Raw genomic sequence first — 21,746 nt, 5'->3', positions numbered from 1 at the left:
GCGGGGCTGGCGTAGGCTGGGCACCACGGCTGAAGCAAGCGGCCGTTGGTTTCTGGTGTGCGGAGCCCGTTTTACATGTCCGACGATCTTGCCCTTGCCGCCCTTGCGGCTTCATCATTTTCCCTCCCGGACCTTCGGGACGGCCAGCTTGCAGGGATGTCCGCGCTGGTTGACGGCCGCGACGTCCTGGCCGTAATGCCCACCGGCTACGGCAAATCCGCCATCTTCCAGGTGGCCGCCCGGTACCTCCACAACGCAACGGGACATCCCGCCGTCGTGGTTTCACCGCTGATCGCCCTCCAGGAGGACCAGCTGGACGGCCTGGCCACAGACCTCGGCGAGGGGGCCGCCGTCGCCATCAACTCATCCCACAGTGACGCCGAGGTGGAGGCCGCGTGGGAGGCTGCCGAGTCCGGGACGGCAGCGTTCCTCTACCTGGCGCCGGAGCAGCTGGCCAAGGACGTGACGGTGGAGCGCCTGGCCCGCATGGGGGTCTCCCTGTTCGTGGTGGACGAGGCCCACTGCGTCTCCTCCTGGGGCCACGACTTCCGGCCCGACTACCTGGGCCTGGGCACCGTCCGGGAACGGCTGGGCCACCCGCCCGCCGCAGCCCTGACCGCCACCGCCTCTCCCCCGGTACGGGACGAAATCGTGGAACGGCTGCGCATGAAGGACCCCCTGGTGCTGGTGCACGGCTTTGACCGCCCCAACATCTGCCTGGATGTGGTGCGCCACCATGAGGACAGGGACAAGCGCCGCGCCGTCCTCCACCAGGTGGCTGCGCTGGCACGCGACGGGCAGGGCCTGGTGTACGCCGCCACCCGCAAGGACACCGAAAAGTACGCCGCCAAGCTCGCCGCGGAAGGCCTCCGGGCCGAGGCTTACCACGCCGGCTTGTCCGCCGCGGAACGGGAACGCATCCACGAACTCTTCCTGGCGGACGGGCTGGACGTGGTGGCGGCCACTACCGCCTTCGGCATGGGCATCGACAAACCCACCGTCCGTTTCGTGGTGCACGCAGACATCCCGGAATCGCTGGACGCCTACTACCAGGAGATCGGCCGTGGGGGCCGGGACGGCAAACCTGCCGCCGCGGTGCTGCACTACCGTTCCGAGGATCTGGGCCTGCGGAAGTTCTTCAGTACCAGTACCCCGGATCCGGAGAAGCTGCTCAAGGTGCTGAAAGTCCTCAAGGATGCCGGTGGACCCGTGCCCAAGTCGTCCCTGGCGGAGCTGACCGGGTTCCCGGCCCGCCGGGTCACGGGCTTGGTGAACCAGCTCGAGGAGGCGGGCTCGGTCACCACAGGCAAGCGCGGGATACGCCTCGCCGCCAAAGCCAAGCTGCCCGCACTGGCTGCCGCCGCCGTCGAACGCGCAGAGGCCAGGCAGCGCGTGGAGCAGTCCCGCCTGACCATGATGCGCGCCTACGCCGAGACGGACGGGTGCCGGCGCCAGTTCCTGCTCAACTACTTCGGCGAGGACCTGCCGGCGCCGTGCAACAACTGCGACGCCTGCGCCGAGGCCGCACGCCGTCCGGACGAATCCGCGGAGCCCGGCTCCGGGAACGGGGGCGGCAAGAAGGGAAAAAAGACGTCCGACGGCGGCCGGCGGGGTCCTGCGGCGGCCGATGATCCGTTCCCGCTCCAGTCCGCGGTGGTCCACAAAGAGTGGGGCCAGGGCCTGGTGATGCGGCACGAGGACGACGTGATCACCGTGCTGTTCGAGCAGGAGGGATACAAAACACTGTCGCGTTCGGCCGTGCTGGAGCATAAACTCCTGAAGCCTGCTTAGTAAGCTTCAGGGACACGTTCCAACGAAAGGCCGCCGCGTGGAAGTTCCTCCTTATGTCTGGACCCTGACCATCGCGGGAATCGTGGGGCTGCTGGCCTTCGATTTCTTCTTCCACGTCCGCAAGGCGCACACCCCCACATTGAAGGAATCGTCCATCTGGTCGGCGATCTACGTGGGCATCGCTCTGCTGTTCGGGCTGGGTGTGCTGCTCTTCGGCGGGCCCACCATGGGTACCGAGTACTTCGCCGGCTACGTCACGGAGAAGGCCCTGTCCGTGGACAACCTCTTCGTGTTCCTGATCATCATGGCCAGCTTCAAGGTGCCCCGCGCGGACCAGCAGAAGGTGTTGCTGTTCGGCATCGTCTTCTCCCTGATTGCCCGCACGGCCTTCATCTTCCTGGGCGCAGCACTGATCAACAGCTTCGCGTGGGTCTTCTACATCTTCGGGCTGATCCTGCTGATCACGGCCGGCAACCTGCTCAAGCCGGATGACCACGACGACGACTCCGAAGGTTTCGTGGTCCGGCTCGCCAAGAAGTTCCTGCCGGCGTCGGAGCATTACGACGGCGACAAGCTCTTCACCATGGAGAACGGCAAGAAGGTGCTGACCCCCATGCTGCTGGTGATGGTGGCCATCGGCGGTACGGACATCCTGTTCGCCCTGGACTCCATCCCGGCCATCTTCGGCCTGACCCAGAACGTGTTCATCGTCTTCACCGCCACCGCGTTCTCGTTGATGGGCCTGCGGCAGCTGTTCTTCCTGATCGACGGACTGCTGGACCGGCTGATCTTCCTGTCCTACGGCCTGGCCGTGATCCTGGGCTTCATCGGCGTCAAGCTCATCCTGCACGCGCTCCACGAGAACACGCTGCCGTTCATCAACGACGGCGAGCACGTCAATGTGGTGGAGGTCAGCACAGGCCTGTCGCTCAGTGTGATCCTCGGCGTGCTGGTGCTCACCATCCTGGCCTCGATCTTCAGCCCCAAGGGCAAGGCCAAGAACGCCGTCTCCGGTGCCCGCCGGCACGCCACTGAGTACGTGGACCTGAACTACGAAACGGACATGGCGGAGAGGGACAAGATCTTCGCCAAGATGGTCCGCGAGGAGGACCAGATCCGCAAGCTCCCGGAGAAGTACAAGCGCCTGGTCCGCAACGAAACCGAGTTCCTGGCCCTGATCCGCAAGGCCCACGACGAGCACGACAAGGCCCAGGTCCGGGCGGACGCGCAGGCCTGACCCCCTTCCTCCCAACTAGGTAGCAGCTGATGTCGTTTTGAGGGCTCTAAACGACACCTGCTGCTACCTACTTTTTCGGGTTAGCGGGCGAGGGCTGCTGCACCGCTCGCGAGGGTGGTGATGCGGGCCCAGTCCTTGGCTGCGACGGCGTCTGCCGGGGTCAGCCAGCTGCCTCCCACGCAGGCCACGTTGGGCAGCTTCAGGTAGTCCGGCGCGGTAGCCAGACTGATGCCGCCCGTGGGGCAGAACCTCACGTGCGGGACGGGCGCGCCGATGGCCGCGAGGTATTTCGGGCCGCCGGCGGGGCCTGCCGGGAAGAACTTCATCGTGTCCAGCCCCTGTTCCAGCACGGCCAGGACCTCACCCACCGTTGCCACCCCGGGCAGGACGGGAACGCCCGTGGAGAGCATTGCGGTGAGCAGGGCCGGCGTGACCCCTGGGCTGACCAGGAACTGGGCACCTGCGGCTACGGCGTCGTCGGCCTGCTGCGGGGTAAGAATGGTGCCGGCGCCCACCAGGATCTCCGGCACTTCGTCGGCGATGAGCTTCAGGGAGGTGAGCGCCGAGGTGGTCCGGAGGGTGAGCTCGATGATCTTCACTCCACCGTCCACCAACGCGCGGGCCAGGGGCACGGCGTCCTGGGGATCGTCAATGGTGACCACAGGGATGACCGGTGAAACGCCGAGGACGCCGGATGCGTCAGCCATGGTTGATCTCATTTCCCAGGCTTGCCAGCCTGTTGTCGGAAGCCTTGTTGTTGTCGATGATGCGGTACCAGTGCAGGAGCAGCGCCTTGAAGGTTTCGTGCCCGGCCAGGTAAGGCTCGACGACGGGCCGGAACCCGAGCAGGGCAGGCACCACGGTGTCCGCGGTGCGGTCTTCGGGCAGGACCGCCTGCAGCTCTTTCGCCAGAGGATCGTTCAGTTCCGTCGCCGGGGCGCCGGCCACGTGGTGCATCCACGCGGCAACAGCTAGCGCGGCCCACTTCGGTTCGCGCCCGGCGTCGAGCGTTCCCCGGACGGTGGTCAGCAGCCGGAGCCCTACCTTCTGCGATCCGTCGCTACCCACCTTCGCGGTGGTGTGCCCGAGTGCGGGGTTGGCGAACCGGCGGAGCACCTCGTCGCAGTACTGTTCGCCGTCCATTCCGGCGGGGAGGGTGATGCTGGGCAGGGCTTCCTCCAGCATCATGCTCCGGCAGGCGGTGCGGAATGCGTCCACCTCCACAGCGTCGGCGATGGTTTCCATGCCCACGGCGAGGCCGAGGTAGGCCAGCATCGAGTGGCTGGCGTTCAGCAGCCGCAGCTTGGCGGATTCCCACGCGGCGACGTCGTTGCTGAACAGCGCACCGGATTCCTCCCAGCGCGGCCTGTCGGCAGCGAAATTGTCCTCAATGACCCATTGCTTGAACGGCTCGGCGACGACGGCGGCTTCATCCCGCAGGCCCAATTCACGTTCGACGGCGGCCAGGTCGCCATCGGTGGTGGCGGGCACCATCCGGTCCACCATGGTGGACGGGAACGCTACGTTCGCCGCGATCCAGGCCAGCAGGTCGTCACTTTCCCCGGCGGGGAGGGCTTCGGCGAAGTTCCGGACCAGGGTGCCGGTCAGTTCGCCGTTGCCGGGCAGGTTGTCGCAGGACACCACGGTGACGGGGCCGGCGCCGGTCCGGCAGCGCTGTTGCAGCCCCCGCGTGATTTGGCCGACGGTGGTGCGCGGCGGCCTGCCGCCGAGGTCTGCGATGGTCTCTGCGTCGTCCAGGTCGAGGTTGCGGGTTTGCGGGTTGAACCGGTAGCCCTTTTCGGTGATGGTAAGGGTGACAATCTTTGTGGCGGGCGCGGCGATCCGTTCCACCACCAGGTCCGGGTTGTCCCGCCCGGAGATGGCTTCGACGATGCTGGAGACGATCCGTGCCGGGGCGGCGCCCTCTCCCCGTTCGTCCACCGTGAAGAGGCCGTCCTGCGGAGTGAGCTGCCGGGCCACGGCATCCGAACGCTGGGTGACCCCGATGATCCCCCACTGCGGGTCGTCGGCGGCGAGCATGGCGTCCTCGGTGAAGACGGCGGTGTGGGCTCGGGCGAAGGCACCGAGTCCCAGGTGGACGATTCCGGGCTCCAGCTGATCCCGCTGCAGGGCAACTTTGTGGCCCGTGCCTGCAAGGGCGGCGATACTCAGGCGTTCGATGGCGCTGTTCCTTCCAGGCTGCCGGCGGCATGCGCACGGGTCTGCTCGAACGTGGGAATGAGGCCCGTGCCGCCCTTGCCACCCACCACGAGGGAGGATGCGGCAGCCCCGTAACGCGCCGCCGTCGGGAAGTCGTCACCCAGCATGAGGCGGGCGGTCAGGGTGCCCACGAACGCGTCGCCGGCACCGGTCTGGTCCACCACTGCGGGCGCGGGAATGGCCGGAACCCAGGCCGAGACGGCGTCGGATTCGAGCTGGACGCCCTTCGCCCCGCAGGTAACGGCGACGTTGCCGGTGCCGAGCGTCCGGAGCTTTGCCGCGGCGGATTCGGCCGACGAAACCCCCAGCAGCGCATTCGTTTCGCCGGGGTAGGACGGCGTGACCAGGAAGGCGTGTGGGGCAAGTTCGGTGAGTGCCGCCGTCGCGTCTTCCACGGTGGTGAGGCGGGGCCGGTAGTTGGGATCGTAGACGAAGCGCTTCGCCAGCGAAGCAGCCTTGACGACGGCGGCGCGGGAGGTTCCGGAAATGGCGCAGGCGATGCCGCCCGCCACCACGGCCCCTGCCGCGGCGAAGACTGCGGGGTCCACGTCGTCCGGGCCGAGCGTGGAGCCGACGCTGCCGGTGCGGGCGTAGGAGAACTCCCGTTCGCCGTCCGGGTCGCTGTGCACCAGGTAGACGCCCTGCTGTCCCTTGCGGAACTTCACGAGGTCGGTGGAGATGCCAAGTTCGGCGATTCTGGCGGCGATGGCCTGGCCCAGGTCGTCGTCGGTGAGGATTGCCAGCAGCCCCACCGTGGCACCGGCGGACGCTGCGGCGGCGGCGACGTTGAGGGCGTCGCCGGAAATGCCCAGCTGGGCGGGAACGCCGTGGCTGAACGGCTGGTCGGTGGCGACTTCGACGAGGATCTCCCCCATCACCACCACGTCGAAGGTGTTGTGGATGTTGTTCACCAGTCGTGCACCGATCCGTCGAGGCGCCGGTTTACCGGCAGGTATTTGGGGTCAAACGGGAAGCGTGCGGCGGCTTCCTCGTTGAACTCTATGCCGAGGCCGGGGGCGTCCCCGGGGTGCATGTAGCCGTCCGCGAAGGTGTAGGAGGTGCTGAAGACCTCGTTGGCCGGATCGCGGTGGCCCATGTATTCCTGGACTCCGAAGTTGGGGATGGACATGTCCACGTGCAGGGCTGCGGCGAAGGACACCGGTGAGAGGTCGCCCGCGCCGTGCGAACCGGAGCGGACTCCATACAGGTCCGCGAGCGAGAAGATGCGGCGCAGGTGCGTGATGCCGCCGGCGTGCGAAACAGAGGTGCGGATGTAGTCGATCAGGCGCTCGGTGATCAGTTGCTGGCAGTCCCAGATTGAGTTGAAGACCTCGCCCACGGCGATGGGCGTGGTGGTGTGCTGGCGGATGAGGCGGAACGCGGACTGGTCCTCGGCCGGCGTCGGGTCCTCGATCCAGAACGGCCGGTACTCTTCCAGCGAGGCGCCCAGCCGGCCCGCTTCGATGGGGGTCAGGCGGTGGTGCACGTCGTGCAGGACGTGGACGCCGTAGCCGAACTGTTCGCGGACGTGCGCCATCATCTTCGGTGCGAAGTCCAGATATGACGTGGTTTCCCAGGTGTCCTCCTGCGGGACGTTGCCGCTGGCCGGCTCGTACAGCTTTCCGTCCACCGGGGCGATGCCGTAGGTCTTGTCCAGCCCCGGCACGGCTGCCTGGGCGCGGATGGCCTTGTAGCCCAGGTCCAGGTGGTGCTGGAAGTCCTTGCTGAGGTCCTCGAGCGTCGACCCGCTGGCGTGGCCGTAGACCATCACGCCCTCGCGGGCCGCGCCGCCGAGGAGTTCGTACACTGGCATGCCGGCGGCCTTGCCCTTGATGTCCCAAAGCGCGACGTCGATCGCCGCGATCGCCGTCATGGTCACCGGTCCGCGGCGCCAGTACGCCCCCTTGTAGAAGTACTGCCAGGCGTCCTCGATGCGCCGTGCGTCGCGGCCAATCAACAGCGGGCATAGGTGCTCGCTGAGATAGGACGCCACGGCCAGCTCTCGGCCGTTCAGGGTGGCGTCGCCGATGCCGGTGATGCCGTCCTCGGTTTCAATAACGAGCGTCACGTAGTTCCGTCCGGGCGACGAAACCACAACCCGTGCGTCGGTGATCTTCACTGGTGGTCCTTCAATTCAGGGTGGTTGGTCAATGTAGGTCGCAGTAGATGTCGCTTTGAGGGTTCAAAACGACATCTACTGCAACTCAGTTGGTCTCTGGTGGTCAGGATCCGCTGAGACGGAGCATGACCTTGCTGCTGTCCGCGGCAGGGTCCACGGCGGTCCGCATGGCTTCGGCGGCGTCATCGATGCCGAACTTGTGCGTGATGACCGGGGCGACGTCGAGGCCGTTCGCCATCGCGTGCAAGGCGTCCGTGATCTCGTCAACGAACCGGTAGGAGCCGATCCACGTGATCTCCCGGGTGACCAGGTCCCCCAAGGCTGCGGCGGCAGCCGTTCCGGGCAGGTTTCCCACCTGCACGATGGTGCCGCCGCGGGCGGTGGCGCGCAGGACTCCGCCCAGCACCGCCGGGATGCCTGTAGCTTCGAACACGAGCTCCACATCCGCAGGAAGGTCGTTGCCGGTGACGTTCAGGACGTCGTCGGCGCCCATGGCCTTGGCGATCCGCAGCGAAGAGTCGTTGATGTCCGTGGCGATGATGTTCCTGGCGCCGGCATACTTGGCCGCCGCGATCACGAGGGACCCGATCGGCCCGGCGCCGTTGACCAAGATGTCCCGGCCCTCGAGGTTCCCTGCCCGGCTGACCGCGTGCATGGCGACCGCCAGCGGTTCGGCCAGCGCCCCGCGGAGGGTGTCCACGCCGTCGGGAAGCGGGCGGACCTGGAAGGCCTTTGCAACTTTCCGCTCAGTGAACCCGCCATCCGTGTGGGGATCGAACGCCGCCGAGCCGAAGTAGCGGATCTGCGGGTAGAGGTTGGTCCGTCCGCTGAGCCGGCCGGGCATGACGCCATCGCCCACCAGTTCGGCCGGGTGCACGGTGACGGGCTGGCCTATTTCCAGGTTCTCGACGCCGGCTCCAAGCTGGGCGATCCGTCCGGCCACCTCGTGGCCCAGAACCAGCGGTGACTTCAGCGCTGCCGTCCCGGAGGCTCCGTGGCGCCAGTACGAAAGGTCGGATCCGCAGATCCCGCCCCATTCGACGTCGAGCACTACTTCACCGGGACCGGCCACCGGCTCCGGACGTTCGTCGATGCGGAGATCGTTGGCGCCGTGGACCACTACTGCTTTCATACGGCATCCTCCAGGCGGACCATGTCACGGCCGCGGACCTCAGGACCGACTGCAGCGGAGACGAGGGTGATCAGCGAGTAACCGATGAGCATCGCGGCGAGCGGCCACCAGTGGCCGGTGACGGCGGTGAGCGTAGCGGCGAGGATGGGGCCGATGGCGGTGGCGAGGATGCCGCCGATTTCCTTGGCCAGGGCCAGCTGGGTAAAGCGGGTGCGGGCGCCGAAGAACTCCGCCATGGTGACGCTCTCCATCGAGAAGAGGCTCAGGACGCCGAGGTTCAGGCCGACGATGACGGCAACCATGACCAGCGTGGGGTTGCCGCTGGTGACCATCATCATCATGGGGATGGCGAACAGGGCCGTGAGGGTGCTGAGGACCAGGTACAGGGGTCGGCGCCCGAACCGGTCACCCAGGATGCCAATCAGCGGAATGGTGGCGAAGCCGAGGATGGAGCCGTACATGATGGCGGTGGTGCCGATGGTCTTGTCCATGAGCAACACTGTTGCCAGGTAACCGATGAGGAATGTCTGGATGAGTCCGGAGTTGCCGGCCTGGCCAAAGCGGAGGCCGAGGGCGATCAGGAAGGACTTGCCCTTCTTCTGGTGCAGGGCGGCTTCGATGGTGCTGGTCCCGGTTGCTGCCGCCGCGGCCGCCCGGTGCTTGGCGTCCTGTCCGGCGATTTCGTCCTTGGAGAGGGCCACGCCGTCCACTACGTCGGCGCGCTGCTCGAAGACCGGGCTTTCCTTGAGGGAGCGCCGGATCCACACTGCGAAAATCATCAGCAGGAAGCTGGCCAGGAACGGGAGGCGCCAGCCCCAGCTCAGCAGCTGTTCCTCGGACAGGACTGCCACCAGGATGGCCCAGAGGGCTGAAGCTGCGAGCGTTCCCGAATTGGTGCCCAGGCTCACCAGCGAGGAGATCAGCCCGCGACGGCGGGTGGGGGCGTATTCGGCGAGCATCACAGTGGCGCCGGCGATTTCAGCGCCGGCTCCGAAGCCCTGGATCAGGCGCAGTGCCACCAAGAGGATGGGTGCCCAGATGCCGATCATGGCGTAGGTGGGCAGCACCCCGATCAAGGTGGTGGAGGCGCCCATTAGCGCGATGGTGATGAACAGGACCTTCTTGCGGCCGATCCTGTCGCCCATGCGGCCGAAGTAGACGGCACCCACCAGGCGCGCCACATAGCCCACGCCGTAAGTCGCCATGGCGGCTATAAGCCCGATGACCGGGCTGACGTCGGGGAAGAAGATCTTATTGAAGACAATGGCCGCGGCCAGGGAGTACAGCTGGAAATCCATGAACTCCATGGCAGTTCCCAGCCATCCGGACACGGCAACCTTGGCCAAATCCCTGGTGGAGCGGGACTCTTTCTTGGTGTTTGGGGGCGCGATGCTCTCGGTCATCTGTTGCTCCTTTGCAGGCGATGCTTTCGAAGGTGGTCAAGCAGTTGGGGGTGTGGCAGCTAACGACTGCCGGGGCGGGCGGGGAACCGCCGGAAACCAGGACATACGGGCTGGCAGCGGGTCGATTCAACTACCATACAAGCACTACCATTCTAGTGTGTCAACAGGCTAAACTTGGATCATGGCAACGGACAAGAGAAGCTCAGCGCCCCGGCTTTCAGTCAGGGACCAAACACTGGAAACGCTGCGCCGCCGGATAATCTCGCTGCAACTGCCCCCTGGCGAGCCCCTGTCCGAGAACGAACTGGCGCAGGAACTCGGCGTCAGCCGCACCCCTGTCCGCGAGAGCCTGATCCTTTTGCGGGAGGAAGGCCTGGTGCAGGTTTTCCCTCAAATCGGATCCTTCGTCTCGCTGGTGGACCTCAGCCGGGTATCCGAAGCCCAGTTTGTCCGCGAAGCCATCGAATGCGCTTCCCTGCGCGACCTGATCGTGGACGGGCCCGGGATCGCCGGTCTGCGTGAGATCCTTGCAGCCCAGTCCGCCTCTGACGCCAGCGGCGACATCGAGGAATTCTTCCGGCTGGACGAGGACTTCCACCGCGAACTCCTGCGCCTCGCGGGACATGAATCCGCCTGGAGCGCGGTCAACTCCGCCAAGGCGCACCTTGACCGGGCGCGCCGGATGAGTCTGCTGGAGACCCGGCCGGTAGCCACGCTGATTGAGCAGCACACTGCCGTGGTGGATGCTCTGGAAGCCAATGACGTTCCCGACGCCGACAACTGCCTCCGGCTTCACCTGAGGGGAGTCTTCGAGGACGTGCAGCGGATTCAGGAGGCCACTCCTGAACTCTTTTCCGACGGCTCGGCCCGGCGTCCCACCCGCCGGAGCGTTGCCCGCCTCGCCTGAGCCCTGGTTGTCGGACCCTCTTGCTACGTTTGAAGCAGCTGTAAACCAGGCCTGGGGAACCGTCCTCCGGCCCGGCTGTCCAATGGGGAGGCCCCGTGTTCCCGCTCGAAGCCGATGCCAGTGCCGGTCCCGGCGCCGCGCCGGACCTGGTGTTCTCCGCCAGCGACCTCGTGGCGGCCAGCGAATGTGAATACCGCACGCTCCGTGTCCTCGACGAGAAGCTGGGCCGGGCCGCCAAGGCCGCATTCCCTCCTGACGAGATGCGGGTCCGGGCCGGCGAGCTGGGCGACCGGCACGAGCAGACCGTCCTGGAAAGCCTGGTGGCCAAATACGGGCCATGGGATGCCAGCCGCGGCACGGGCGTCTACTCACTGGAACGCGGCAATACGGTCCGCGGGGAACTCCAAGCAAAGCACGCCGAAACCGAGCTCGCGCTGCGCTCCGGGGCCGACGTCGTCTTCCAGGCCACCTTCTTCGATGGCGAGTTCCTCGGCTATGCGGACTTCCTGGTCAACGAGGCCGCCGGGACCGGGCTGCCGGGCCGGTACGAAGTCTGGGACACCAAGCTGGCCCGGCACGCCAAAGTGGGCGCCCTGCTGCAGCTCGCGGCTTACGGTGACCAGCTCCTCGGGATGGGGCTGGACCCCTCCCCCGCGGTCACCCTCGTGCTGGGTACCCGAGTTGGTGAGGACTGGTTGCGCAGCAGCCATTCCCTTCCGGACCTTCTGCCCGTTTTCCGCGAACGACGCCTGCGCTTCCGCCAACTCACGGCCGACCACCGAGTCCGCGGCGAGGCCGTTAAGTGGCAGCAGCCAGGCATCGTCCACTGCGGCCGGTGCGACTACTGCGCTGAACAGGTCCAGCTGCACCGGGACCTCCTTATGGTCGCCGGGATGTCGGTGGTCCAGCGCAGGAAACTCCATGCGGCCGGCATCACCAGCATCGACGAACTCGCTGCCATGCCGGCGGCTGACGCCAAGAACTCCGTGGCGCGGCTCCGCGCCCAGGCACGGATGCAGCTGGGACTGGATGCTGCCGCCGGATCCCGGACGTTCACCAAGGACGGCGAGCCCCACACTGTCTCCTACAGCGTCCTGCCGGAGCACACCATCGGCACGCTCCCGGCGCCGAGTGCCGGGGACATCTTCTTCGACTTTGAGGGCGATCCGCTCTGGCAGGACCCGGCCACAGGGGTCTGGGGCATCGAGTACCTGTTCGGCGTGATCGAGGCGCCCGTGGCCGGCGCTGGGGGCGACCCTGTGTTCCGGCCCTTCTGGGCCCATTCCCGGTCCGGAGAACGGAAGGCCTTCCTGGATTTCCTTGAATACGTGGAGAACCGCCGCAGGCAGTATCCGGACATGCACGTCTACCACTACGCCGCCTACGAGAAGACGGCCCTCCGGAACCTGTCCCTGGCCCACCAGGCGGGCGAAGACACCGTGGACGACTGGTTGCGGAAAGGCCTTCTTGTGGACCTCTACGCCACAGTGAAGCACTCGCTGCGCATCTCCGAGGCGTCCTATTCCATCAAGAAGCTCGAGCCGCTGTACATGGGCGACAACCTGCGCTCCGGGGACGTCAAGGACGCCGGGGCCTCCGTGGTGGCCTACGCGGCCTACTGCGCCGCCCGCGATGCCGGGCACCAGGCCGAGGCAGCCGCCGTCCTTTCCTCCATTTCCGACTACAACCAGTACGACTGCCTGTCCACGCTGCGCCTGCGTGACTGGCTGCTGGACATCCAGCCTCAGGCCGACGCCGAAAAGGTTCCGGTGGAAGCACGGGAGGATCCCGAGCCCGGCGTCTTTGCGCTTGGCACTGCCCGCCCGGGCCGCGGGGACGCGCAGGACGAATCACCTGAGGAGGGCCGGCTGCACGAGTACCTCGCCGGACTGCCGGACAACCGACCCTGGACGGACGACGAACGGGCCATCGCCATGGTGGCGGCCGCCACCGGATACCACCGCCGCGAACGCAAGCAGTTCTGGTGGCAGCACTTTGACCGGGTGGAGGCTCCGCTGGCGAGCTGGTCCGATCAGCGCAATGTGTTCGTGGTCGAATCTGCAGAGGTCTCCTCTGACTGGGCCCTGGCCAAGCCGCGGGAGCGGATGCGGACCCGGATCTTGAAGCTGCGGGGCATCATGACCGAAGGTTCCGACTTCCGCGCGGATTCCACCTGGTGCCGGCTCTACGATTCCCCGCCGCCGGATGGCATGGCGGCCCCGGATGCAGCACCGGGAGCCCGGGGGTTCAGCTTTGGGACCCGTATCAGCGACCTGCAGCCTGCACCGGACAATCCCGCCTACACCCTCATCACCATCGCCGAACGCGAGTCCGGCAAGGTGCAGGCGTACCCGCATCTCCCGGTGGCCCTCACCGAGGACCAGCCGCTGGCGACGGCGAGCATCGAGGCCGCTTTGGCGGAGCTCGCCAGGGCTGTGGGGTCCACGGTTCCCTCATTGCCCGCCCAGCCGGGCCTGGACATCCTTCGCAAACTGCCCCCGCGGTTCCGCTCGCTGCCCGGACCAGCTGAGGTTCAGCACGGGGCCGATGGCGCTGCCGATTATGCAGGCGCCATCACAGCTTCGCTGCGGGACCTGGACCGTTCCTACCTGGCCGTCCAGGGTCCTCCCGGCACGGGCAAGACCTACGTTGGCGCTCACGTGATCGGCCAACTCGTCGGCGAAGGCTGGAAAGTGGGAGTGGTGGCCCAGTCGCACAACGTGGTGGAGAACCTGCTGTGCCGGGCCATCGACAAGGGCGGGGTGGACCCGTCGCTGGTAGCGAAGAAGCTCTCCGCACCCCACGAGGTTCCGTGGAAAGCTACGGCCGACGGCGATGTCGCACGCCTGCTGGAGTCTTCCGGTGGCTGCCTGGTGGGCGGAACGGCCTGGACCATGACCGGCAAGGAAGTCCCGGCCGGTTCCCTGGACCTCCTGGTGATCGATGAGGCCGGACAGTTCTCCCTGGCCAACACACTGGCCGTTTCCCGGGCAGCGAAGCGGCTCCTGCTCCTGGGAGATCCCCAGCAGCTCCCCCAGGTGACGCAAGGCGCCCACCCGGAGCCGGTGGATGATTCCGCCCTCGGCTGGCTGGCCGCCGGGCACGCCACCCTGCCGGCACGGTTGGGATATTTCCTGGCTGACAGCTGGCGGATGCATCCGGCCCTGTGCGCTGCGGTGTCGAGGCTCAGCTATGAAAGTAAGCTGCAGTCCGCACCGGCAGCATCCCTGCGTGAGCTGGAAACCGTGCCGCCGGGCGTTGAGACTGTGTTGGTACAGCACACCGGCAATTCGACAAGCTCGGCAGAGGAAGCATCGGAGGTGGTCCGGCAGGCACACCGACACTTGGGCCTTAAATGGACGCCGGGGCCGGAAGCCGCAGCCCGGCCGCTGGAGCAGCAGGACCTTCTGGTGGTGGCCGCGTACAACACCCAGGTGCACCTCATCCGCAAGGAATTGGCCGACGCCGGCCTGCCGGACGTCCGGGTGGGAACGGTGGACAAGTTCCAGGGCCAGGAAGCACCGGTGGTTCTGGTGTCAATGGCATGTTCTGCGGTGGCGGAGGCTCCGCGGGGTGCCGAATTCCTCCTGAACCGGAACCGGATCAACGTGGCCGTGTCACGTGGCCAGTGGCGGGCGGTGATCGTCCGCTCCCCCGAGCTCACGAACTACATGCCGCACAAGCCGGCCGCGCTGGAGGAACTGGGCGCCTTCATCGGGCTCAGCGTGCCCGGAATTCCCTAAAGGATCCCTGGATTTCGGACAGGGTGTGGTCCACCCGCTCCACCCGGCCTGGGGCGCGGTCCGAGTTCAGCCAGTCCAAAAGCTTCTCCACCTGCTCTCCGGTGCCTTCGGCAACCAGGGCTACCGAACCGTCGTCGAGGTTTTTCACCTCTCCGGTCAGGCCCAGCTCCTCGGCTTCACCCATGGTCCGGTACCGGAAGCCGACGCCCTGCACCACGCCGAACACGCGGGCGCTCAAGCGAACCTGGTGAGCCGCCGGCCCGTCAGCGGTTGGTTCGGCGTGGCGTGCCATGAGTAGGCCTCCTCGGCAGCCGCCCGCCCAACTGGGTAGCAGTTGATGTCGTTATGAGGGCTCAAAACGACATCTGCTGCTACCCAGTTGGGGAAAGGGCGCTTAGTTGATGGTGATGTCGCGCGTGGAGTGGTTGTAGCGGATGGTCACGGTGCCGCCGGAGTGGTGCAGCTCGTGGTTGGGGCCATCGAACGTCCCGAATGCGCCGTAGTTCTCGGTCCAAGAACGGTTGAGCGCGATCTTGAAGGTGTAGTGGCCGGCCGGCAGTTCGGCGCTCTTCTTCCACAGCTGGTCCAGGAAGTCGAACTCCATCTGGGCCTCGTCGTACTGCGGTGCCCAGTTCTCGGGGGCACCCAGGATGGTGTTGAAGTCGCCGGCAACGGCCACGGCCTCGGGCTGCGGGTGGGTCTCCACGTCCGGGCCTTCGAACGGCTCGGTTGCTGCAGGCGCTGCGGCTTCGGCCTTCGCAGGAGCCTTCTTGCGCACGGCCTTCACCACAGGCTCGACGGCGTCTTCGATCGCCTTGGCAGCCTTTTCCACAACGGATGCGGCCTTCTTGGCGGGTGCCTTCTTTGCGGGGGCCTTCTTGGCCGTCTTGGCGTCGTCCTTGGCTGGCACCTCAAGGGTGGCGGCAGCGGCGGACACCGGACGGACGAACCCGGCGGGTGCTTCCGGAACCGGGGTGTCGGCAGGAACGGGAGTGCCGGCGTCGAGCGCGGACGCGAAAGATACAGCGTCCGGGTAAGCGACAGTGGCACGCATGCCGTCCTCGGTGATGGTCCATCCCGAGCGGCCCTTGACCAGCCAGCCGGCCTTGACCAGCTTGGCGGTGGCCGACGTCAGGGTCTTGTGTCCGCGGGGAATCCCGCCGCTGAGCAGCTCGGCCTCGTGCTCGTTGAACGGCACACGAGCCGTGGACTCCGCCAGGACCTGGCCCGCATTCAGCGCATCACCGGACCACACGCCTTCGGTCAGGACATCCAGCACGGTCTTGAGTCGAAGGAAGGTGTTTTCTGCGGTGGACTTGGCCATGATTCCCCTAGTGTGTGAGCGATCCGATGAGAGCATCTTGCCAAGTGCCCGTTAAATCGCGCGACTTTAATTGGTTAACTCTGCGTGTCGTGACCGACTATGAAGCGCAAGTCACAACAACTGAGGCGGCGGTCTCGGGTAAGGCCGGCTGCTCGACCATTTCTTACGCTGGCGCGGGATTTGTCCCGCACGTCCCTGACCCGCCTGCGGGACCAAGTTTAGCCGGAGATTGGGCGGCCGGGACGCGCGAGGCCCGGGTCAGTGCGCCAGCTCCCCGCTGTTCAGTTCCTCCAGCAGTTCTGCCTTGCGTTCTTCAGACGCAAATGACGAGTGGATGGAGTTGGCTGCGAGCCTCGCCTTGTCGAATTCAGACAGCTCGAACACGGCCTCCAGCTGGGCAAAGTTGTCATCCACGTAACCGCCGAAATAGGCGGGGTCGTCAGAGTTCACGGACACATTGAGTCCGGCGGCCAGCATGGCCGGCAGCGGGTGGTCAGCCAAGGTATCCACGGTGCGGAGCCGGACGTTGGACAGGGGGCAGACCGTGAGCGGGATCCGCTCGTCCACCAGGCGCTCCACCAGGTCGGCGTCGTCCATGCAGCGGATGCCGTGGTCGATGCGTTCCACGCCCAGGACGTCCAGGGCTTCCACAACGTACGACGCCGGTCCCTCCTCACCTGCGTGGGCCGTCAGCCGTAGGCCTGCTTCGCGGGCCCTGGCATAGAGGCGCTCAAACTTTGCGGGCGGGTTGCCTACCTCCGCGGAGTCCAGGCCGATGGCACCGATCGGTGCGTCCATGGCCAGCAGGGCGTCCAGGACTTCGAGGGCAGACTCCTCGGGGAGGTCACGCAGGAAGGCGGCGATCAGGATGGTGGACATCCCAAAGTCCTCCATCGAGGTGGCCAGCACGGATGCGACGCCGTTGACGCAGGTCTCCAGCGAGATGCCCCGGGACAGGTGGGCCTGCGGGTCCAGCATGATCTCGGCGTGCCGGACGCCGGCGGCCGCGGCACGTTCGAGGTAGGCGTGGGTCATGGCTGCGAAGTCCTCTTCGGTCTGCAGCACGGCCATGTTGGCGTAGTACAGGTCCAGGAAGGACTGAAGGTCCGTGAATTCGTACCGCTGGCGCAGCTCGTCAAGGTCCGCGTACGGGAGGGTGATGCCGTTGCGTTCCGCGAGGGCAAAGATCAATTCAGGCTGCAGGGTGCCTTCGATGTGCAGGTGCAGTTCAGCAACCGGCAGGAGCCGGGCCGGGACAGCGGCGTTGGGTTCTGACACTCCGGTTTCGGGCGCAACGGGCTCACCCTCAAAGTTTTCCATCCGGTCAGGATAATCCCCTGTGGGGATTCCCGCCTGCCCGGGCCCGGAGCGCACCCCGCATGGAGGCCGCCGCAGCCGTCGGCAGCCTGCGCAGCTGTCCGTGCCCGCCCCGCGAATCGCAGCACCTATCTCGATTTGATAACGCCAAGGCTATGTTTTAGCGTGAAATGCATGCCCGTCCGGCGGGCGCATGAATGCCAGGTGCTGCCTTCACCAGAACTGCCCAGCGGCAGCCACCGACGTTGACCTCTATTTGTCAGGGGCGGGCAGGAGCGCGACGATCTTCGGGGACGGAGCCAGCGCGGGTGGCCTTCAGGAGCATCACCACCATGAATAAATCCTCTTTCCGTACTGTTGCGCGCCGTGGAGCCACCGTGGCGGCTCTTTCCGTAGCGGGCGTCGCCCTTTCCACCGGCGCTGCCAACGCAGCCACCCCCACGTCAACGTGGGACTCGCTGGCCCAGTGTGAAAGCGGCGGCAACTGGTCCACCAACACGGGCAACGGATTCTCCGGCGGCCTCCAGTTCACAGCCAGCACCTGGCAGGCCTACGGCGGTTCCGGCTCACCTGCAGACGCCAGCCGCGAACAGCAGATCGCCGTGGCCGAGCGTGTCCAGGCCTCCCAGGGCTGGGGCGCCTGGCCTTCCTGCTCATCCCAGCTGGGCCTGAGCGGCGGGGGCGGCGCCCCGGTCCAGCAGGCACCAGTGCAGCAGGCACCGGTCCAGGCGGCTCCCGTCCAGGCCGCAGCCGTCGAAGCTGCGCCTGCCGCGCAGGCACCGGCCCGGCACGCTACCTCTGTAGCCCTCAGCGGCGAGACCTACACCCTCGAAGCCGGCGACACCCTGAGCATCGTCGCCGATAAGCTGGGTATCGCAGGCGGTTGGCAGCACCTTGCCGACGCCAACCTGGACACCATCTCCGATCCCAACCTGGTGTTCGAAGGACAGGTGCTCCAGCTCCCCGCTTAGCGGGCCCCAAAACCGGTCGGCGATAGACAAATTCCGTTGACCATAGAACGACGCCGGCACGCCCCCACAAGGGATGTGCCGGCGTCGTTCTCTTTAATTGTGGTGCTCGAACGCCGAAGACGGGCGGGACAGCTTCAGCTGGCGGGAATCTCCCGGACGATACGCACCTTCCAGGCCGAATCGTCAGAGGTGTCCAGCAGGGCCACGGTGCCGTGCGCCAGGTTCAGTGCCACGCGCTTGACGGCGAGCAGTTCCAGGTAGAGGTGTTCGTTCATGCGGGCCGGAGTATCGATCATGTACTTCACGGCGTCGCGCACCTTGCGGTAGTTGGCGCTGCGCTCACGGTGCAGGTGGAGTTCCAATGCTGAGCGCTGCTTCAGGCGCGGCTCGTGGCGGTTCAACAGCGTCACTGCCGTGTGCACCCCGATGACGAGGGCCAGCGAGACGGCGTAGATCCACCATCCGCTGGAGAGCAGGAACAGCGGAAGGTTGCCGATGGCCACGAGGGCGATCACTACGCGAAGGGCCGCAATGCGGCGCATGGTCCTGGCAACGGTGGCCATACCGGCCCGGAAACCGTGCTGTTCGTGGCGGGCAGCCGCGGGATCGATGGTGAACTCATCAAGGACCAGGATGCCATTGGCTTCGGGACCGAGCATCAGTCCGTAGCGGGGCTGCGCGGGGCGGGAGGCGGGGTTTTCAGCTGAAAATGTCATGAGGTAGCTTCCAAAACGCGGGACGGGTTGCGGTGATCTTAGTGGTTCGACCAACCGCCAGTATGCAACCGTCCACTATTTGGACATCCGGCCTGCCTTCCTGTGGCGCCCGGCACTGCAATTGGCACATCAGCAACGTGCCGTCAGACTGAATGGATGCAAACCTTCCTCCCGTACCCTGATTTCCGGCAGAGCGCCGCTGCACTGGACACCGCCCGGCTGGGCAAGCAGCGGGTGGAAGCCCTGCAGACGCTCCGTGCGCTGGTCCTTCCCGGATACGGGTGGCAGACCCACCCGGCGATCCGGATGTGGATGGGCCACGTCCCGGCCCTCACCATGTACGGCCTGGCCATGGTGGACGAGTGGATGGAACGCGGCCACCCGGACAACACGCGCGCCAACATCGCCGAGTTCGCCCCGCAGGCAGCCCACCCGGACTACGCGTCGAAGATCCTGCTGCCGCCGTGGCTTGGCGATCCGGAATTCCACCTCAGCCACCGCTCCAAGCTGGTCCACAAGGATTCCAAGTTCTACAGCCCCCTCTTTGCGGACGCGATTCCGGAGATGGACTACGTCTGGCCCGAGCCCCGGCATGAATTCCTCCCGCAGGAGCCCGAGGGCGAGATCCTGTGGATCCTCCGGGACCCGCATGCGGACGTCGATCCCCAGACCCTGGACACCGTGGCACTGCCGCCCGTCGGCCGGGGCAATGCCGCCACGGCAGGCGCGCCCGGCTCGGACGACGACTACACCCCTGTGTACCTCGAGGAGAAGTCCCGGCGGCCCTCGAAGCAGTCGCGGAAGGCAGTTCCCAAGCCGCAGGCCAAGAAGCCCACCCGCAAGCGGCTCGCGCAGGAGGAAGCCTTCTCCACCCTGCCGGGAAAGACGCCGGTTGCCGTTCCATTCGAGAAGGGCGCCAAGTTCGCCGTGGGCCAGGTGACGGGCCGGCCCATTACCCTGGACGACGGCCGGTTCGGCAGGCATTTCACGGTCAACGAGATCATCGACCGCTCCGCGTTCGCCTACCCTGCCCTCCTGCAGGACCCGCGGGTCTTCTTCCCGGTGGAGGCACCGTAACCCATGACCATTCTTCTTGCGGGCTGTGGGGACCTGGGTACCGAGGCCGGGCTTCGGTTCGCCGCCCTGGGCCACCGCGTCGTGGGCTGGCGCCGCTCCCCCTCAAAACTTCCGGCAGCCATTGAAGGCGTGGCGGCTGACCTGGGCTCCGCCCAACTGCCGCCGGTCCCTGCGGACACGTCCGCCGTCGTAATCGCCGTGGCTGCGGACGCACCGAAGGAAGACGCGTACCGCGCCGCCTACGTGGACGGCGTGTCCCACGTCCTGGACGCTTTGGAGCGCGACGGCGTGATCCCCGGCCGGGTGCTTTTCGTCTCCTCCACCGCCGTGTACGGCGACGCCGGGGGCGGCTGGGTGGACGAAGGGACGGCACCGGAACCGGGCGGTTTCTCCGGCAGGGTTTTGGTGGAGGCCGAAGATCTGCTGCGTTCGAGGCTTGCCGGTTCCGGGACCGCGGCGGTGTCCCTGCGGCTCGGCGGTATCTACGGGCCCGGCCGGACCCGGCTAATCGATCAGGTGCGGAGCGGAACTGCGGTGGTCCCGGAGGACGTCCGGTACACCAACCGCATCCACCGCGACGACGCCGCTGCCGCCGTCGTGCATCTTGCCACGATGGACAGCACCCCGGCGCCCGTCTATATCGGCGTGGACAACGAGGCCGCGGACCTGGGCTTGGTGCTCCGGTTCCTGGCCACGGAACTGAAGCTGCCCGAACCGGCAGTGGGTGACGCCGGGCCGGCACGCGGCAACAACAAGAGATGCTCCAACGCGCTCCTGCGGGCCAGCGGCTTCACGTTCACTTTCCCCACGTTCCGGGAAGGATACCGGGATGTCCTGGCCGGGCATGGGGTCCGGCACCCCTAAACGGCTCTGGTGGTGACGGGCCAGGAGATCGGGCCCGCAGTGCCCAGTGCCGCTTCGCGCCGTTTAGGCTTCAGCCATGACTCTTCCACCTCCCCGCGGTGGCCTGCCTGCGGTGCGGCCCGTGGACAACCAGTGGCCCCACCCGCCGGAACTGCCCGCCCCCGTGCTCTCAGACCAGCGCTGGCTGGACGCCGTCTTTCTGCACTGGCGCATCGACGTGTCCGTGGCGGCGCGGTTCATGCCGGCGGGAGTGCGGCCGGACGTCTTTGACGGCAGTTCCTGGGTGGGCCTGATTGGATTCCGGATGGATCAGGCCGGGCTGGGGCGCGGGCCCGGCATCCCCTATGTGGGGAGCTTCAACGAGGTCAATGTCCGGCTCTATTCACGCGCGCCGGACGGGACCCGCGGCGTGGTGTTCCTGAGCCTGGACGCCAACCGACTGCCGGTGGTGATGGCCACCCGGGCGGCGGGAATCCCCTACGTCTGGTCAAGGATCCTGCGTTGGCCGGCCTTCCCGTGGGGGCCGGCGGGTTGCCGATGAGCTCGGCGGAGGCCGGAACCACGGCCTCGGACGGCGGGGCCTTCCCGGTGGGCTACTCCGTACGCCGCTTCGGCGGTACACGGGCCGGAAGCGACTTTACTGTTGTCCCCCGACTGGGTGCAGCGGCGGCCGATCCTTTGTCCGTCTTCCTGACCGCACGGTTCGGCATGCATGGCCGCTTCTTCGGCCGGACCGCCTTCATCCCCAATACGCACAGCCCCTGGCCGCTCTTTGACGCAGCTGTCCATACACTGGCGGACGGGCTGGTTGAGTCTGCGGGAATCAAGGCGGAAGGACCGCCGGAGTCCGTGCTCTACTCCCCGGGAGTGCACACGAGGTTCGGCAGGCCGCGGCTGCTGGGGAGCCAGCGGCCCGGATAACCCG

At 66.7% G+C, this 21,746-nt stretch carries 19 protein-coding genes; 9 read left to right on the top strand and 10 right to left on the bottom strand.

Annotated elements, in window-relative coordinates; genetic code table 11:
• The first annotated feature begins 75 nt into the window (after positions 1 to 75).
• Together ACHL_RS05085 and ACHL_RS05080 are read left to right on the top strand one after the other, a co-directional pair.
• Complete coding sequence (locus tag ACHL_RS05085) at positions 76 to 1,791, top strand: RecQ family ATP-dependent DNA helicase (RefSeq protein ID WP_015936226.1); 1,716 nt, start codon at positions 76 to 78, stop codon at positions 1,789 to 1,791.
• 37 nt (positions 1,792 to 1,828) lie between these two features.
• Positions 1,829 to 3,028, top strand: coding sequence for a TerC family protein (locus ACHL_RS05080; protein ID WP_015936225.1), 1,200 nt, complete (start codon positions 1,829 to 1,831; stop codon positions 3,026 to 3,028).
• An 80-nt stretch (positions 3,029 to 3,108) separates the two neighbouring features.
• Here ACHL_RS05080 and eda read toward each other — a convergent pair whose 3' ends face one another.
• From eda to ACHL_RS05050, 6 genes are all read right to left on the bottom strand, one after another.
• Complete coding sequence (gene eda, locus ACHL_RS05075; protein ID WP_015936224.1) at positions 3,109 to 3,735, bottom strand: bifunctional 4-hydroxy-2-oxoglutarate aldolase/2-dehydro-3-deoxy-phosphogluconate aldolase; 627 nt, start codon at positions 3,733 to 3,735, stop codon at positions 3,109 to 3,111.
• Positions 3,728 to 5,122: a mannitol dehydrogenase family protein gene (locus ACHL_RS05070; protein WP_244266547.1), complete on the bottom strand. Its 1,395-nt coding sequence runs from the start codon at positions 5,120 to 5,122 to the stop codon at positions 3,728 to 3,730. The genes eda and ACHL_RS05070 overlap by 8 nt, the downstream gene beginning before the upstream one ends.
• Positions 5,123 to 5,196: 74 nt before the next feature.
• Positions 5,197 to 6,123, bottom strand: a complete 927-nt coding sequence (locus tag ACHL_RS05065; protein ID WP_050767137.1) for a carbohydrate kinase family protein — start codon at positions 6,121 to 6,123, stop codon at positions 5,197 to 5,199.
• A gap of 32 nt (positions 6,124 to 6,155) precedes the next feature.
• Positions 6,156 to 7,367 carry a D-mannonate dehydratase ManD gene (manD, locus tag ACHL_RS05060; protein ID WP_015936221.1) on the bottom strand — a complete coding sequence of 404 codons (1,212 nt, stop codon included), beginning with the start codon at positions 7,365 to 7,367 and terminating at the stop codon, positions 6,156 to 6,158.
• Positions 7,368 to 7,470: 103 nt separating this feature from the next.
• A complete protein-coding gene (locus tag ACHL_RS05055) occupies positions 7,471 to 8,499 on the bottom strand; it encodes an L-idonate 5-dehydrogenase (protein ID WP_015936220.1) in 1,029 nt (342 codons plus the stop codon).
• Positions 8,496 to 9,902 (bottom strand): MFS transporter, encoded by a 1,407-nt coding sequence (locus ACHL_RS05050; protein WP_015936219.1) that lies wholly within the window; start codon positions 9,900 to 9,902, stop codon positions 8,496 to 8,498. Before ACHL_RS05050 ends, ACHL_RS05055 begins: the two co-directional genes overlap by 4 nt.
• 181 nt (positions 9,903 to 10,083) lie before the next feature.
• On the opposite strand from ACHL_RS05050, the gene ACHL_RS05045 reads away from it, so the two are divergent.
• Entirely contained in the window at positions 10,084 to 10,809 is a 726-nt protein-coding gene (locus tag ACHL_RS05045; protein WP_015936218.1) for a GntR family transcriptional regulator, read from the top strand.
• Positions 10,810 to 10,904: 95 nt separating this feature from the next.
• On the top strand, positions 10,905 to 14,552 hold the full coding sequence (locus tag ACHL_RS05040; protein ID WP_015936217.1) for a TM0106 family RecB-like putative nuclease: 3,648 nt from the start codon (positions 10,905 to 10,907) through the stop codon (positions 14,550 to 14,552).
• Here the strand turns inward: ACHL_RS05040 and ACHL_RS05035 are convergent.
• The 3 genes from ACHL_RS05035 to ACHL_RS05025 form a co-directional block, all read right to left on the bottom strand.
• Positions 14,530 to 14,844: an acylphosphatase gene (locus ACHL_RS05035; RefSeq protein ID WP_015936216.1), complete on the bottom strand. Its 315-nt coding sequence runs from the start codon at positions 14,842 to 14,844 to the stop codon at positions 14,530 to 14,532. The genes ACHL_RS05040 and ACHL_RS05035 overlap by 23 nt on opposite strands.
• 102 nt (positions 14,845 to 14,946) lie before the next feature.
• Complete coding sequence (locus tag ACHL_RS05030) at positions 14,947 to 15,876, bottom strand: pullulanase X25 domain-containing protein (RefSeq protein ID WP_015936215.1); 930 nt, start codon at positions 15,874 to 15,876, stop codon at positions 14,947 to 14,949.
• Between the two features lie 258 nt (positions 15,877 to 16,134).
• Complete coding sequence (locus ACHL_RS05025) at positions 16,135 to 17,196, bottom strand: adenosine deaminase (RefSeq protein WP_015936214.1); 1,062 nt, start codon at positions 17,194 to 17,196, stop codon at positions 16,135 to 16,137.
• A gap of 329 nt (positions 17,197 to 17,525) precedes the next feature.
• On the opposite strand from ACHL_RS05025, the gene ACHL_RS05020 reads away from it, so the two are divergent.
• Positions 17,526 to 18,164, top strand: coding sequence for a LysM peptidoglycan-binding domain-containing protein (locus tag ACHL_RS05020; protein ID WP_015936213.1), 639 nt, complete (start codon positions 17,526 to 17,528; stop codon positions 18,162 to 18,164).
• A 134-nt stretch (positions 18,165 to 18,298) separates the two neighbouring features.
• Here the strand turns inward: ACHL_RS05020 and ACHL_RS05015 are convergent, their stop codons facing one another.
• Positions 18,299 to 18,880 (bottom strand): hypothetical protein, encoded by a 582-nt coding sequence (locus ACHL_RS05015; RefSeq protein ID WP_015936212.1) that lies wholly within the window; start codon positions 18,878 to 18,880, stop codon positions 18,299 to 18,301.
• Positions 18,881 to 19,036: 156 nt separating this feature from the next.
• Here ACHL_RS05015 and ACHL_RS05010 point away from each other — a divergent pair, with 156 nt between their 5' ends.
• The 4 genes from ACHL_RS05010 to ACHL_RS24810 all read left to right on the top strand — a co-directional run bounded on the left by ACHL_RS05010 (position 19,037) and on the right by ACHL_RS24810 (position 21,742).
• Positions 19,037 to 19,957 carry an MSMEG_6728 family protein gene (locus ACHL_RS05010; RefSeq protein ID WP_015936211.1) on the top strand — a complete coding sequence of 307 codons (921 nt, stop codon included), beginning with the start codon at positions 19,037 to 19,039 and terminating at the stop codon, positions 19,955 to 19,957.
• Positions 19,958 to 19,960: 3 nt separating this feature from the next.
• On the top strand, positions 19,961 to 20,821 hold the full coding sequence (locus tag ACHL_RS05005) for an NAD-dependent epimerase/dehydratase family protein (RefSeq protein WP_015936210.1): 861 nt from the start codon (positions 19,961 to 19,963) through the stop codon (positions 20,819 to 20,821).
• Between the two features lie 76 nt (positions 20,822 to 20,897).
• Positions 20,898 to 21,362 carry a DUF2071 domain-containing protein gene (locus ACHL_RS24815; RefSeq protein ID WP_279625923.1) on the top strand — a complete coding sequence of 155 codons (465 nt, stop codon included), beginning with the start codon at positions 20,898 to 20,900 and terminating at the stop codon, positions 21,360 to 21,362.
• Complete coding sequence (locus ACHL_RS24810) at positions 21,323 to 21,742, top strand: DUF2071 domain-containing protein (RefSeq protein ID WP_279625922.1); 420 nt, start codon at positions 21,323 to 21,325, stop codon at positions 21,740 to 21,742. The genes ACHL_RS24815 and ACHL_RS24810 overlap by 40 nt, the downstream gene beginning before the upstream one ends.
• Positions 21,743 to 21,746: the final 4 nt, after the last annotated feature.

Source organism: Pseudarthrobacter chlorophenolicus A6 (assembly GCF_000022025.1).
GTDB classification, from domain to species: Bacteria; Actinomycetota; Actinomycetes; order Actinomycetales; family Micrococcaceae; genus Arthrobacter; species Arthrobacter chlorophenolicus.
This window is presented reverse-complemented; position numbering and strand designations above follow the sequence as displayed.

What these genes read in the sequence shown, in the direction of transcription:
- ACHL_RS05035 (WP_015936216.1), bottom strand. Translation starts at nt 14,844, where the DNA reads ATGGCACGCCACGCCGAACCAACCGCTGACGGGCCGGCGGCTCACCAG.
- ACHL_RS05030 (WP_015936215.1), bottom strand. Translation starts at nt 15,876, where the DNA reads ATGGCCAAGTCCACCGCAGAAAACACCTTCCTTCGACTCAAGACCGTG.
- eda (WP_015936224.1), bottom strand. Translation starts at nt 3,735, where the DNA reads ATGGCTGACGCATCCGGCGTCCTCGGCGTTTCACCGGTCATCCCTGTG.
- ACHL_RS05025 (WP_015936214.1), bottom strand. Translation starts at nt 17,196, where the DNA reads ATGGAAAACTTTGAGGGTGAGCCCGTTGCGCCCGAAACCGGAGTGTCA.
- ACHL_RS05065 (WP_050767137.1), bottom strand. Translation starts at nt 6,123, where the DNA reads ATGGGGGAGATCCTCGTCGAAGTCGCCACCGACCAGCCGTTCAGCCAC.
- ACHL_RS05045 (WP_015936218.1), top strand. Translation starts at nt 10,084, where the DNA reads ATGGCAACGGACAAGAGAAGCTCAGCGCCCCGGCTTTCAGTCAGGGAC.
- ACHL_RS05050 (WP_015936219.1), bottom strand. Translation starts at nt 9,902, where the DNA reads ATGACCGAGAGCATCGCGCCCCCAAACACCAAGAAAGAGTCCCGCTCC.
- ACHL_RS05005 (WP_015936210.1), top strand. Translation starts at nt 19,961, where the DNA reads ATGACCATTCTTCTTGCGGGCTGTGGGGACCTGGGTACCGAGGCCGGG.
- ACHL_RS05015 (WP_015936212.1), bottom strand. Translation starts at nt 18,880, where the DNA reads ATGACATTTTCAGCTGAAAACCCCGCCTCCCGCCCCGCGCAGCCCCGC.
- ACHL_RS05085 (WP_015936226.1), top strand. Translation starts at nt 76, where the DNA reads ATGTCCGACGATCTTGCCCTTGCCGCCCTTGCGGCTTCATCATTTTCC.
- ACHL_RS24815 (WP_279625923.1), top strand. Translation starts at nt 20,898, where the DNA reads ATGACTCTTCCACCTCCCCGCGGTGGCCTGCCTGCGGTGCGGCCCGTG.
- ACHL_RS05010 (WP_015936211.1), top strand. Translation starts at nt 19,037, where the DNA reads ATGCAAACCTTCCTCCCGTACCCTGATTTCCGGCAGAGCGCCGCTGCA.
- ACHL_RS05055 (WP_015936220.1), bottom strand. Translation starts at nt 8,499, where the DNA reads ATGAAAGCAGTAGTGGTCCACGGCGCCAACGATCTCCGCATCGACGAA.
- ACHL_RS05020 (WP_015936213.1), top strand. Translation starts at nt 17,526, where the DNA reads ATGAATAAATCCTCTTTCCGTACTGTTGCGCGCCGTGGAGCCACCGTG.